11 protein-coding genes are annotated in these 13,757 nt (G+C 67.0%); 6 read left to right on the top strand and 5 right to left on the bottom strand.

From position 1 onward, the window contains the following. Nucleotides 1-35: 35 nt before the first annotated feature. The 3 genes from ATO11_RS16445 to ATO11_RS16455 all read right to left on the bottom strand — a co-directional run bounded on the left by ATO11_RS16445 (nt 36) and on the right by ATO11_RS16455 (nt 3,252). Nucleotides 36-884: a carbohydrate ABC transporter permease gene (locus tag ATO11_RS16445; protein ID WP_050532003.1), complete on the bottom strand. Its 849-nt coding sequence runs from the start codon at nt 882-884 to the stop codon at nt 36-38. Between the two features lie 2 nt (nt 885-886). Further along, nucleotides 887-1,882 carry a carbohydrate ABC transporter permease gene (locus tag ATO11_RS16450; protein ID WP_050532004.1) on the bottom strand — a complete coding sequence of 332 codons (996 nt, stop codon included), beginning with the start codon at nt 1,880-1,882 and terminating at the stop codon, nt 887-889. Nucleotides 1,883-2,028: 146 nt separating this feature from the next. Further along, nucleotides 2,029-3,252 carry an ABC transporter substrate-binding protein gene (locus ATO11_RS16455; RefSeq protein ID WP_050532005.1) on the bottom strand — a complete coding sequence of 408 codons (1,224 nt, stop codon included), beginning with the start codon at nt 3,250-3,252 and terminating at the stop codon, nt 2,029-2,031. 173 nt (nt 3,253-3,425) lie between these two features. Between ATO11_RS16455 and ATO11_RS16460 the strand changes: the two genes are divergently transcribed. Together ATO11_RS16460 and ATO11_RS16465 are read left to right on the top strand one after the other, a co-directional pair. Then, complete coding sequence (locus tag ATO11_RS16460) at nt 3,426-4,244, top strand: IclR family transcriptional regulator (protein WP_050532102.1); 819 nt, start codon at nt 3,426-3,428, stop codon at nt 4,242-4,244. A gap of 12 nt (nt 4,245-4,256) precedes the next feature. Continuing rightward, on the top strand, nt 4,257-5,315 hold the full coding sequence (locus ATO11_RS16465) for an ABC transporter ATP-binding protein (RefSeq protein WP_050532006.1): 1,059 nt from the start codon (nt 4,257-4,259) through the stop codon (nt 5,313-5,315). A gap of 16 nt (nt 5,316-5,331) precedes the next feature. Here ATO11_RS16465 and ATO11_RS16470 read toward each other — a convergent pair whose 3' ends face one another. Further along, a complete protein-coding gene (locus ATO11_RS16470; protein WP_050532007.1) occupies nt 5,332-6,576 on the bottom strand; it encodes an Hsp70 family protein in 1,245 nt (414 codons plus the stop codon). Between the two features lie 137 nt (nt 6,577-6,713). On the opposite strand from ATO11_RS16470, the gene ATO11_RS16475 reads away from it, so the two are divergent. The 4 genes from ATO11_RS16475 to metG all read left to right on the top strand — a co-directional run bounded on the left by ATO11_RS16475 (nt 6,714) and on the right by metG (nt 13,084). Next, a complete protein-coding gene (locus tag ATO11_RS16475; protein ID WP_050532008.1) occupies nt 6,714-8,183 on the top strand; it encodes an ABC transporter substrate-binding protein in 1,470 nt (489 codons plus the stop codon). 130 nt (nt 8,184-8,313) lie between these two features. After that, nucleotides 8,314-9,537: an MFS transporter gene (locus ATO11_RS16480; protein WP_050532009.1), complete on the top strand. Its 1,224-nt coding sequence runs from the start codon at nt 8,314-8,316 to the stop codon at nt 9,535-9,537. A 169-nt stretch (nt 9,538-9,706) separates the two neighbouring features. Beyond that, on the top strand, nt 9,707-11,281 hold the full coding sequence (locus tag ATO11_RS16485; RefSeq protein ID WP_050532010.1) for a calcium-binding protein: 1,575 nt from the start codon (nt 9,707-9,709) through the stop codon (nt 11,279-11,281). Between the two features lie 90 nt (nt 11,282-11,371). After that, nucleotides 11,372-13,084, top strand: coding sequence for a methionine--tRNA ligase (gene metG / locus ATO11_RS16490; RefSeq protein ID WP_050532011.1), 1,713 nt, complete (start codon nt 11,372-11,374; stop codon nt 13,082-13,084). Between the two features lie 188 nt (nt 13,085-13,272). On the opposite strand, the gene ATO11_RS16495 is transcribed toward metG, so the two are convergent. Then, nucleotides 13,273-13,665, bottom strand: coding sequence for a VOC family protein (locus ATO11_RS16495; protein WP_050532012.1), 393 nt, complete (start codon nt 13,663-13,665; stop codon nt 13,273-13,275). Between the last annotated feature and the right edge of the window lie 92 nt (nt 13,666-13,757).

Consider the following 13,757-nt stretch of genomic DNA (forward strand, 5'->3'; position numbering starts at 1 on the left):
GGACCCCCGAGGTATTTGTCAAACCGAAGAAGGTATTATTTCACGGCACCAAGCGTCAGCCCGGCGATGAAGTGGCGCTGCATCAGGAAGAACATCGCCACCGGCGGGATCGCGGCGAGAAGCGACGCGGCGGAGACGAGGTGCCAGTTGTTGACGAACTGCCCGTTCAGCGCCCGCACCCCGGCGGTGATCGGCTTGGCGCTTTCGCCCTGGGTCAGCACGTTGGCCCAGAAGAAGTCGTTCCAGACGAAGGTGAAGATCAGCACGGCCAGCGCCGCGACGGCGGGGCGAACGAGCGGCAGGACGACGTACCAGAAGATCTTCCACTCGGCGACGCCTTCGATCCGGGCGCTTTCGATCAGGTCGAAGGGCAGCGCCTTGATGAAATTGCGCATGAAGAGCGTGCAGAACCCGGTCTGGAAGGCGGCGTGGAACAGGAACTGGCCGGCGATGGTGTCGTAGAGGCCCGTCTGCACCGACATGTCGCGCACCGGCACCATGAGGATCTGGAACGGGATGAAGTTGCCCGCCACGAACAGGAAGAACAGCGGCAGCGCCACGCGGAAGCGGTAGATCGCCAGCGCGTATCCCGCGAGGCAGGCGAGCGAGACCGAGATCAGCACGGTCGGCACCGTGATCAGGACCGAGTTCAGCATGTAGGTCGCGGCCTCGGATTGCGTGAAGACGGCGGTGTAGTTCTCCCACAGCTTGAACTCGCTCGGCCAGCCGAAGACGTTGCCGGCGTTGATGTCCTTCGCGCCGCGGATCGAGGTGACGGCGATGGCCAGGAGCGGCAGGAGCCAGATGAAGAGCGCCACCGGCAGGAAGGCCTGGTAGCCGATGCGGGCGACGGGGCCGGATTTCTCGATCGGGCGGGGGAACATCGTCAGCGGCCTCCCTTCTCGTCCTGGTACATCCGCCACAGGAAGTAGCTGATGAAGACGAGCATGATGGCGAACAGCACCACCGCGATGGCCGAGCCATAGCCGTAGCGTTCGCCGTATTCGGAAATGGCGGTTTCGTACATGTAGTGCGACAGCACGTTGGTGGACCCGAACGGGCCGCCCTGCGTCATGATCGCGATCATGTCGAACGACCGCAGCGCGCCGATCACGGTCACGACCACGGCGATGAAGGTCGCCGGGCGCAGTTGCGGCCAGACGACGTACCACAGCATCTTCCAGCCCTTGGCACCGTCGAGGCGCCCGGCCTCGATCTGGTCGGAGGCGACGTTGTTCAGCCCGGTGAGGTAGAGGATCATGCAATAGGCGATCTGCGGCCAGAGGCCCGCGGCGATGATGCCGTAGGTGGCAAATTCGGGCGAGGACAGGATGTCAGGCGGGGAGCCGGCGCATTTGAAGGTCACGTTGCCGACGATGTTGATCGTCTCTTCGCAGTAGAGCGCCTTGTAGACCTGCCCCACCACGCCGAAATCGGGGTTGTAGAACCAGCCGAAGATCAGGCCGACGACGACCTGGCTGATCACGAAGGGGAAGAAAAAGAGCGACTTGTAGAGCCGCATCCCCGGCACGTCCTGGTTGAGGAACAGCGCGATCATCAGGCCCAGCGGCACGGCCAGCATGAACAGCACCAGCCACAGCACGTTGTTGACGAGCGAGGTCCAGAAATTCGGGTCATCCCACAGCTTCACGTAGTTCTCGAACCCGATATAGGTCGCGGTCGAATTGCCCTGCGCGTCATACAGCCCGTTCCATTCGAACAGCGACAGGTAGAGCGATTCGAAGATCGGGCCGACCACGTAGATCGCGAAGAACACGAGCGCGGGTGCGAGGAAGAACCACGGCGCGATGGCCAGCTTGTTGCGCGACAGCCAGGATGCCTCGGTCGGCAGGTCGGTGTCTGGCAGGGTGGCGTGGGCCATGGGTCGGGTCCTGTGGCTGTGTGGCGCGGGATGCGCGGGTCACGCGCCCGGCAGTCGGGCGGGCCGCGCGGGGGCCCGCGTCGCCGCGGGCGGGGGGGGTACGGGGCGCGCGACGTCCGTCACGCGCGCGCCCCGCGGGGGTCGTCTTAGTAGACTTCCGCCTGCACCTCGTCGAGGCGCTGCAGCACTTCCTGCATGGTCGAGGTGTCCAGCATGAACTTCTGGAAGCCTTCCATGCCGGCCTTGGCCATCGCCGCCGGGGCGTCGCGGTCATAGAACTGCGCGAGACCGGTGGCCGAGTTCAGCAGGGCAAAGCCTTCCTGGATGAACTTGTTGTCCGACACTTCGGCCTTGGAGTTGATCGGCAGCTGCCCGATCGTGGCGTTCCATTCCGTCTGCACGTCCGGACGCGCCACGAAGGCCAGCCACTTCTTGGCGTCTTCGGGGTTCTTCGCGTTGGTCGGGATGAAGAACGCGTCCGCGGGCGCTTCTTCGGCCAGCGGGATCGACGGGTCGATCGTCGGGAACGGCATGAAGTCGATCTGGTCTTCGGTCAGGCCGGCATTCTTGTAGCCGTCGACCGAGAAGTTGCCCATCACGTACATCGCCGCGTCGCCGTTGGCGAAGGGCGCGATGGCATCCTGCCACGACATCGAGGCGTGGTTCTCGACGAAGCCGCACTCGTCGATCAGCTGTTTCCAGTTCTCGAACGTGGCGACGATGCGCGGGTCGGTATATTTGATCTCACCCGCGGTCAGCGCGTTGTGCACGTCATAGCCGTTGGTGCGCAGGTTGATGTAGTCGAAGACGCCAGCGGCGGTCCAAAGGAACTTGGTGCCGATGGTGAACGGGGTCACGCCCGCGTCCTTCATCTTGGCGCAGCCCGCCAGCATGTCGTCCCAGGTTGCGAACTCTTCGAGGCCCAGGAGGTCGAAGATGTCCTTCCGGTAGTAGATGCCCCACTGGTAGTACGAATAGGGCACGCCCCAGATCTTGCCGTCGCGCGACATGGTCGCCTTGATCGCGGCCAGGTCCTCGTTGAAGCCGTTCTCTTCCCAGACGTCGTCGACCGGCATGAACAGGCCCGCATCCACGAAGGGCGCCATGCGGTTGCCCGGATACCACGAGGTCACGTCGGGCGCGTCCGCGGTCAGGAAGTTGCGGATCGCCGTCTTGTGCGCTTCGCGGTCGTTGTTGTTGGCGATGACGTTGATGTCGGGGTTCTCGGCCTGGAACTTCGCGATCGCGGCCTCGAACGCGGCTTTCGGGCCGGGGTTGAGGTCGTCGAAGTTGATGACGAGGTCACGCGCCAACGCGCCCGACGCCATGAGCGCGAGCGCCGCCGCAGCGGTTGTGAGTTTACGGAACATGAAGTCCTCCCTTTGTTCCTATCGGGTTGGATGCGGTGCCGTTGTTCCCCCTCCCGGCAGCGCGGTTGGTTCCACATATTGAAACCGCATCTCAACTATTGAAACCTTGCGGCATGCTTGCTACCGATGTCAACAGTCTTGGCGCCGAAATCAGCGCCGGGACGGGAGGAGACATGAATACGCAGGCTCACAGCCCGGCGGCCGGTGACGGCACGGTCGGCAAGGCTCTCGATGTGCTGGACCTGGTGGCGGCCTTTGGCCGTCCCGTCCGGTTCAGCGCGATCCTTGAAGCGAGCCCGCTGCCCAAGGCCACCCTGTACCGGATGCTGCAGACCCTGACCAACCAGGGGATGCTGACGCAGGACCCCGACACGCAGGCCTACGCGCTGGGGCTGCGGCTGGTGCGGCTGGCGCACGAGGCGTGGCGGCAATCCTCGCTCGCCCCCATCGCGCGCCCGTTCATCGACGCGCTGGCGGCCGAGGTGCAGGAAACCGTGCACCTTGCCCAGATGGATGCGGGGCAGGTCATCTATGTCGACAAGCGCAACGCCACCGACCCGATCGAGATGTTCAGCCAGGCGGGCAAGGTCGGCCCGGCCTATTGCACCGGCGTCGGCAAGGCGATGCTGGCGCATCTCACGCCCGACCGGCTGCAGGACGCGCTGTCGCGGCAATCCTTCCACGACCACACGCCCGCCACGCTCGACACCGCGATCAAGCTGATGCGGGAACTGGACGACATCCGCGCATCGGGCGTCGCCTATGACCGCGAGGAGCACGAGCCCGGCATCATCTGCATCGCCGCGCCGATCCTGTCCTCGCCCGCCCGCGTGATCGGCGCGCTGTCGATCACCACCTCCACCGCGCGCCACGCGCTCGACACGCTCGACGGGTTCAAACCGGCGCTTCTGCGCGCCGCCGAGGACATCGGCGGCGCGGCGCATGACTGGCAATTCCCGTCAGACGACCCGTCTGCACATTCCCCAAGCTGAGAAAGACCGCCCATGTCCGGAGTCACGCTCGAAAAGGCCCTCAAACGCTACGGCGACGTCCAGGTCATCCACGGTGTCGACCTCGAGGTCGAGAACGGGGAATTCTGCGTCTTCGTCGGGCCGTCGGGCTGCGGCAAGTCCACGCTGTTGCGCATGATCGCGGGGCTTGAGGAGACGACGGACGGCACGATCCGCATCGGCACGCGCGACGTGACCCGCGCCGACCCCGCCGACCGGGGCGTGGCGATGGTATTCCAGACCTACGCGCTTTACCCGCACATGACGGTGCGCGAGAACATGGGTTTCGGGCTGAAGATGAACGGCGTGCCCAAGGACCGCATCGCCGAGAAGGTGGCCGAGGCGAGCCGCATCCTGAAGCTCGACGACTACCTCGACCGCAAGCCCGCTGCCCTGTCGGGCGGCCAGCGCCAGCGGGTCGCCATCGGGCGGACCATCGTGCGCGGGCCCGAGGTGTTCCTGTTCGACGAACCGCTGTCGAACCTCGACGCCGAGTTGCGGGTGGACATGCGGGTGGAGATCGCCCGCCTGCACCGCGAGATCGGCGCGACGATGATCTATGTCACCCACGACCAGGTCGAGGCGATGACGCTGGCCGACAAGATCGTGATCCTGCGTGCCGGTCATATCGAACAGGTCGGCGCCCCGATGGACCTCTATAACGACCCCGACAACAAGTTCGTGGGCGGTTTCATCGGCTCCCCGCCGATGAATTTCCTCGCCGGCACGGTCAAGGGCGGCGCGGTCGAGGTCCCCGCGCTTGGAACATCGGTCGCGGTCACCGCCGCCCTGCCCGCCGACGGCACCGCCGTGACGCTGGGCATCCGGCCCGAGCACCTGTCGCTCGACACAAGCGGCGACACGATGGAGGTCACCCACGCCGAGGCTTTGGGCGGGATCAGCTATGCCTACCTGATGTCCGACACGGGCGAGAAGCTGGTGGTGGAACATCGCGGCGCGGGTCTGGCCGAGGACGGCGCCCGCACCGGCATCACCTTCGACCCTGCGGATGCCTACCTGTTCGACGCCGAGACCGAGTTGCGCATCCGCTGACACCGCGCCGGGGCGGTCAGTCCCATGGATCGGCAGAGGCGCGCGCCAGTCCTTCGGCAATCGCCGTCAAAGCCGCCCCCCGGTGCAGCGCGGCATTGGGAAAGCGCGGGCGCAGCGCGGCCTCGACCATGCCCATCAGGCTCGACCCGCCCACGAGGACGAGGTGGGTGACCTCTTCCGGCCCTCCGCCGGTGGCGCGCGCCGTGGCCTCGGCCACGTCGGCCAGCCGGTCGCCGCTTTGTGCAAGGCTTGCGGCCAGCGCCGCCCGCGTCAGGGGCGCTTCCAGCCCGCGCTCGACCATGTCCAGCCGCACCTGCGTGTCGCCCGTGTTCGCGGCGATCTTGGCGGCCTCGACCGCGAAGGCCACGTCGTGGCCCAATTCGTCCCCGATCACCCGCACCAGCCGCGCCAGCTTGTCCGGCTCCACCGCGTGGCGGGCGAGGTCCTTCGCCAGCCGCAGCGTGTCGCGCGACTGGACGAAAGGGATCTTGGCCCACGTGGCGAGGTCGTCATAGACCGCGTTGGGCGCGAGATGCGTGTCGCCCCCGAACAGGTGACGGATGCGCGAGCCGCGCCCCATCAACCCCATCACGTGGTCGAGCGACAGAAGCCGGTCGAAATCCGTCCCGCCCAGCCGCACCCCGCCATTGGCAAGGATGGTGACGTCGTGCCCGTCGCCTTCGAACAGGGTGAAATCCGACGTGCCGCCGCCGATATCGACGATCAGCCCGCGCCCGCCGCCGGCCAGCACGCCCGCATTGGCCCGCGCGGCGGCGACCGGTTCGGGCAGGAACCGCACCCCGGCGAATCCGGCGGCGGCGTAACAGGCGCGCAGGTCATCCTCGGCCCGCGCGTCGCGGGCGGGATCGGCGGAATGGAAATGCACCGGCCGCCCCGACAGCGCGCGGTCGAAGGCGCGGCCCGCCGCCGCCTCGGCCCGCGCCTTGAGATGGGCGAGGAACCGCCCGGTGATGTCGACGAAGGTCAGCCGCTCCCCCATCAGGGCGCGGCGTTCGTGCATCAGCGACGTGCCCAGCACGCTTTTCAGCGCGCGCATGTAGCGGCCATGCGCACCGTCGAACAGCAACTCCTGCGCCGCCCGGCCATAGCGCACCGCGCCCGCGTCGAAATCGAAGAAGACGGCGGTGGGCAGCGTCGTTGCACCACCCTCGACCGGCAACAGGACGGGCGCGCCGTCCCGCATGACGCCCACGGCGGAATTGGAGGTGCCGAAATCGACACCCAGCACGTCGCCCGACATGGCGGCACCCTCGCTTGCCCTAAAGGAAGGCGGCGGGAGTAACGTGAGGTCCCGCGCTTTGCAACCCTTGCTTGCTCTGGCCCTTCGCGGCGCGGCGGGGTACCCTGCCGAGCGACTGAAACAGGGAGAACCCCGCCATGCGTCACCTTATTCTGGCCGCCTCGGCCCTTGCCATTCTGGCCGGCGCGGCGACCGCCAAGGACGACATAACCGTCGGCCTGCAGCTTGAGCCGCCGCATCTTGACCCCACCTCCGCCGCCGCCGGCGCCATCGACCAAGTGCTTTATGCCAACGTGTTCGAAGGGCTGACGCGGTTCATGGAAGACGGCAGCGTCGTGCCCGCGCTGGCCGAATCGTGGGAGATCAGCGAGGACGGCACCTCCTACACCTTCAACCTGCGCTCGGGCGTGACCTTCCACGACGGCACCACGATGGATGCCAAGGACGTGAAGTTCAGCCTCGACCGCGCGCGGGCCGAGGATTCGACGAACGCGCAGAAGGCGCTGTTTGCAGGGATCGCCGACGTGACCGTGAAGGACGCGCAGACCGTGCAGGTGACGCTGACCGCGCCCGACGGCAACTTCCTGTTCAACATGGCCTGGGGCGACGCGGTGATCGTGGCGCCGGAATCGATCGACGGGATCAAGCAGAACCCGGTCGGCACCGGCCCCTTCATGTTCAAGGACTGGGTGCAGGGCGACCGGGTCGAACTGGCGGCCTATGACGGCTACTGGGGCGACAAGCCCGCGCTGACGGCGGCGACCTTCAAGTTCATCTCGGACCCCACCGCCGCCTTCGCCGCGATGATGGCCGAGGATATCGACGCCTTCTCGGGCTTCCCGGCACCGGAGAACCTGCCGCAATTCGACGCCGATCCGCGGTTCCAGGTCCTCGTCGGCTCGACCGAGGGCGAGACGATCCTGTCCACCAACAACAAGATGCCGCCCTTCGACAATGTGCTGGTGCGCGAGGCCGTGGCCCATGCCATCGACCGGCAGGCGATCATCGACGGCGCGATGTTCGGCTACGGCACGCCCATCGGCACCCATTTCGCGCCGCACAACCCGGCCTATGTCGACCTGACCGCCATGTCGGCCTACGACCCGGCGAAGTCGAAGGCTCTGCTGGCCGAGGCCGGTCTGCCCGACGGGTTCGAAACCACGTTGCACCTGCCGCCCCCCTCCTACGCCCGTCGCGGCGGCGAGATCATCGCGGCGCAACTGGCCGAGGTGGGCATCAAGGCAGAGATCATCAACGTCGAATGGGCGCAGTGGCTGGAAACCGTGTTCCGGGGCAAGAATTTCGGCCTGACCATCGTCAGCCATACCGAGCCCTTCGACATCGGCATCTATGCCCGCCCGGATTACTACTTCCAGTACGACAATCCGGACTTCCAGGCCCTGATCGAGACGCTGACCAAGACGACGGATCCCGACAAGCGGACCGAACTGATCCGCGAGGCGGAAACGATCATCGCCAAGGATTACGTCAACGGCTACCTGTTCCAGCTTGCCTCGCTTGGCGTCGCCAATGCCAAGCTGAACGGGCTGTGGGCCAACGCGCCGACGCAGGCGACGGACCTCACCGGCGTCAGCTGGTCGGACTGATCCGGCACGCATCCGGGGCCGCCCACGGGCGGCCCCACCCCGCACATGACACGCCGCGTCGTCCAAGATCGACGCGGCGTCGTCGTTTTCGGCCGCGACGGGGCGCTCCGGCCCGGTCAACCCTGCCTCCATGCGCCTGTTCCTGACCCTCGCCGCGCTTTACCTGTCGGTCCTTCTGCTGCAGCTGTCCTCGGGCGGCGTCGGGCCGCTCGATGCGCTGTCGGGGCTGAAGCTCGGCTTCACCACGCCGCAGATCGGCCTTCTGGGATCGGCGCATTTCTTCGGCTTCTTCATCGGCTGCTGGTGGGCGCCCCGCCTGATGGGAGAGGTCGGGCCATCGCGCGCCTATGCCGCCTTCACCGCGCTCGGCGCGATCGGCCTGCTGGCCCACATCCTCACCGATGTGCCGCTGGCATGGGCGCTCTTCCGGGTGATGTCGGGCCTGTGCATCGCGGGCAGCTACACCGTGATCGAGGCATGGCTGCAGGCCCGCGCCACGAACGAAACGCGCGGGCGGGCGATGGGCACCTACCGCATCGTCGACCTCGGCGCGTCGCTTGCGGCGCAGGCGATGATCGGCGTGCTCGAACCGGCCTCCTACATCTCCTACACGGTCCTGACGCTGATCTGCTGCGCCGCGATCCTGCCGCTTGCCATGACGCGGCTGACGCCCCCGCCGGTGGGCAAGCGCCCGCGGCTCGACCCGCGCCTGCCGCTCGCGCGCTCTCCGCTCGCCGTCGCCGCCGTGCTGGTCGCGGCCCTCGGCACCGCCGCCTTCCGCATGGTCGGCCCGGTCTATGCCGAAACGCAGGGGCTGACCGCGGGCCAGATCGCGCTGTTCCTGTCGGCCTTCGTCGCGGGCGGGGCGCTGTCGCAATACCCGGTCGGCTGGATCGCCGATGCCAAGGACCGCCGCTGGGTCCTGATCTGGCTGTCGGCGGCGGCCGCCGCGGCCAGCCTCGCCACCGCCACCCTGCCCTCCGGCCCGCCATGGCAGACCTTCGCGCTCGCCGCACTTTTCGGCTTCACCTCGATGCCGATCTACTCGGTCGCCGCCGCCCACGCCCACGACTTCGCCGCCAGCGACGAGCGGGTGGAACTGTCGGCGGCGCTGCTGTTCTACTACGCCCTCGGCGCCATCGCCGCGCCGCTGGGTGCCTCGTGGCTGATGCAGGTGCAGGGCCCCGGCGCGCTGTTCGCCCTGATCGCGGCGGGACATGTCGTGCTTGTCATCTTCGGCCTCGCACGGATGCGCGTGCGCCCCGCCGATGCCAAGACCCGCTATGTCTGGACCCCGCGCACCAGCTTCACCATCGGCGGCCTGACCCGCCGCGACCGCGAGAAGAAGCCCTGACCTGACCGCCGGCCGCGGTTTTCGAACCAATTCGTGCGCACGATGTGATAGGGTGCTGCCGGGCCGCCCTTTGAGTATTTTCTCCAAGTCCATTTTCCGGCCCGCTTGTTTCGCACTTTCCGAACCGGGGCCAATCCATTCCGCCCCACCCCATTTGCAGGAGGCCGTCATGCCCACCATCGTTGCACCCACAACCGTCACCACCGGCACCGCCCTGTCCGCCGGAGGCGTCGGCGACACCGTGTTCGTCGCCAACACCATCTTCATCATCTCGACCGACGAAAGCGGCTCGGGCGCCATGGACAGCGTCGCCATCCGCGCCTTCGCCGACAACGACATCCTCGTGCAGGGCACCGTGCACGGCGACCAGTGGGGCATCCTCATGGGCGAGGAAGCGGGCGGCGGCTCGGTCTTCGTGAGCGACACCGGTACCGTCAGCGCCACCAGCATCGCCGCCATCGACAACACCCCCGAACTGGGCACCGCCAATACCGGCGACTTCCAGCTGACCAATTACGGAGAGGTCACGATCCTCGGCAACGGCAGCGCGGTGCGCATCCAGCAGGGCAACATCGGTGCCGAAGGATACGACGGCAACACCAACGCGATCTCGAATTACGGGGCGATCTCGGCGCTCGATCCCGACGGGATCGCCATCAACCTCGTCAATGTCGGCATCAGCACCGAGATCTACAACGGCATTGGCGCGGTGATCTCGACCAATGGCGAGCGCGCGATCTACGGCGCGGTTGGCCCCAACACGCTCGGCAGCGAGCCCGACGGCAACGCCGGCATCCTGCGCATCACCAACGAGGGCGAGATCGCCACCAATCTCGGCAATGCCATCCAAACGCTGAACGGGGTGACCAACTACATCACCAATGGCGGCATCATCAACGGCGACATCCGGCTTGCCAACGGCCAGGACGAGATCCTCAACAGCGGGCTCATCAACGGCAACGTCTACATGGGGGAGGCGAACGACACCTATGACGGTCGCGGCGGCGGGCAGGTGCTGGGCGTGCTCGACGCCGAGGGCGGCGACGACCTCTATTTCATCGACGTGAACGGGCAGGCGATCACCGATTCCGGCGGCAACGACACGCTGCGCGCCAATGCCGACGTCGCCAATGTCGAAGGCATCGAACAGATCCTCCTGCGCGGCACCGGCGATCACAGCGTCGAAGGCTCCCTGTCGCCCGAAGAGATCATCGGCAACAGCGGCGACAACCTGATCCAGGGCAGCGGCGGCGCCGACACGCTGGTGGGCGCATCGGGCAGCGACACGCTCGAAGGTGGCGAGGGCAACGACCTGATCCGCGGCAGCACCGGCAACGACGTGCTTGCGGGCCAGGACCAGAACGACACGCTGCTGGGCGGAATCGGCGCCGACACGCTGATCGGCGGCGCGGGCACCGACAACCTGCGCGGCCAGCAGGGCCCCGACGTCTTCGTCTTCACCGCGATCACTGAATTCGGCACCGGCGCCACCCGCGACATCATCGTCGATTTCAAACGCGGCGAGGACCTGATCGACATCTCGGACGTGAATGTCGACGGCGCCTTCACCTTCCTCGGCACCGGCGCCTTCACCGGCACGGGCGCGGCCGAGGTCCGTTTCACCACCAACCCGGCCGGCCACGCCATCGTCCGCTTCGACCTCGACGGAGACGGGATCGAGGATGCCCAGCTGAACGTGCGAGACGTGGGCACATCGCTGACCGCCGACGATTTCGTCCTCTGACCGGGCGGCGGGGCGGCCCATACGCCGCCCCCACTTCCCTGCCCCGCACCAATCCGCTACATCACGCGGACACTCAGGCGGGGCACGGGCATGGCACGGCATCTCATCACTTCGGCGATCCCCTACATCAACGGGATCAAGCACCTCGGGAACCTCGTCGGCAGCCAGCTGCCAGCCGACCTCTACGCCCGCTACCAGCGTGCGCGCGGCAACGAGGTGCTGTTCCTCTGCGCCACCGACGAACACGGCACCCCCGCCGAACTGGCCGCCGCCAAGGCCGGCCAACCGGTCGCCGAATTCTGCGCCGACATGCACGCCACGCAGGCAAAAATCGCCGACGGCTTCCGCCTGTCCTTCGACCATTTCGGGCGCTCGTCCTCGCCCCAGAACCACGCCCTGACCCAGCACTTCGCGGGCCGCCTGGCCGATGCCGGCCTGATCGAGGAAGTGAGCGAGAAACAGGTCTATTCCAACGCCGACGGCCGCTTCCTGCCCGACCGGTATATCGAGGGCACCTGCCCCAATTGCGGCTATGACGGCGCGCGCGGCGACCAGTGCGAAAACTGCACCAAGCAGCTCGATCCGACCGACCTGATCAACCCCCGCTCGGCCATCTCGGGTTCCACCGACCTCGAAGTGCGCGAAACCAAGCACCTCTACCTCCGCCAAAGCCAGATGCGCGACCAGCTGAACGCCTGGATCGACAGCAAATCCGACTGGCCGATCCTGACCACATCGATCGCAAAGAAATGGCTAAACGACGGCGACGGCTTGCAAGACCGCGGCATCACCCGCGACCTCGCCTGGGGCGTCCCCGTCAAACGCGGGGCCGAGGACTGGCCCGGCATGGAAGGCAAGGTCTTCTACGTCTGGTTCGACGCCCCCATCGAATACATCGCCTGTGCGCAGGAATGGCGGGACGCGGGCAAGGGCAGCGACTGGGAACGCTGGTGGCGCACGGACAAGGGCGCGGACGACGTGCGCTACACCCAGTTCATGGGCAAGGACAACGTGCCCTTCCACACCCTGTCGTTCCCCGCCACGATCCTCGGCTCGGGCGAGGATTGGAAGCTCGTCGACTACATCAAGTCCTTCAACTACCTCAACTACGACGGCGGCCAGTTCTCCACCTCCAAGGGACGCGGCGTGTTCCAGGACCAGGCGCTCGACATCCTGCCCGCCGATTACTGGCGCTGGTGGCTCCTCAGCCACGTGCCCGAAAGCTCCGACACCGAGTTCACGTGGGAGACGTTCCAGCAGGACGTCAACAAGGACCTCGCCGATGTCCTCGGCAACTTCGTCAGCCGCATCACCAAGTTCTGCCGCTCGAAATTCGGCGAGGAAGTCCCCTCTGCCGGCACCTTCGGCCCCGCCGAAGAGGCCCTGATCGCCGATCTCGACCGCCGCATCGCCGCCTACCAGTCCCACATGGACGCGATCGAGATCCGCAAGGCCGCCGGCGAATTGCGCGCGATCTGGGTCGCGGGCAACGAATACCTGCAATCGGCGGCCCCGTGGTCCACCTTCAAGACCGACCCGGACATGGCCGCGGCGCAGGTCCGCCTCGGCCTCAACCTCATCCGCCTCTACGCGGTCCTCTCGGCCCCCTTCATCCCCGATGCCGCGCAAACCATGATGACCGCGATGCAGTCGGACGACTGGTCATGGCCCTCGGACGCCGCAACCGCGCTCGCCGCCCTGCCCGGCGGCCACGCCTTCACCGTGCCCGACGTGATGTTCACGAAAATCACCGACGACCAGCACGCCGACTGGCAAACCCGCTTCTCCGGCACCCGCGACTGACCCCGCACCCGAAGAGAGACCCTTCAGGTCTTCTTCTCTTCACAAATATGTCCGGCGCCACGCCTGCCCCGCGCGCACCACCCGCATGACGGGGTCGGCCCGCCACCCCGCTTCCCTCCCCCCGCACGGGGGAGGGTCAGGGAGAGGGGTCCGCGCCCCCGCGTGCGCAGCACACCGCGAAAGGCGATCTAGCCCGACGTGCCCTCCGACGGCGTCATCAGCCCCACCGCCGCGCCGCCGGGATCGGCGACGATCACGATGCGGCCCACGTTCGGCACGTCGAAGGGCGGGCGCAGGACCATCCCGCCCGCGTCCTTGGTCTCCGCCGCCGCCGCGTCCACATCGGCCACCGCGATATAGGTGAACCAGTGCGCCGGTGCGTCCTCCATCCCCGGCATCGCGGACATGTCCATCATGCCCGCCACCATGTCGTCACCCACCTTGGCCACGTTGTATTCGCCCTCGGGCATCGGCATCGTGTCGATCGTCCAGCCGCAGACCCGGCTGTAATAATCGCGCGCCGCCGCCACGTCGCGCGTCATCAACTCGCTCCAGTGGATATCCCCGTGTCGGTTTCCCATCGTCGGTCCTCCCATGATGTTGGCGAGGGGCGAGTATAGCACGAATTCCCTCTTTTCGCTGCCGCGCCCCCGTGCCACCCTGCCCGCGATCC

Source organism: Pseudaestuariivita atlantica (assembly GCF_001205715.1).
GTDB classification, from domain to species: Bacteria; Pseudomonadota; Alphaproteobacteria; order Rhodobacterales; family Rhodobacteraceae; genus Pseudaestuariivita; species Pseudaestuariivita atlantica.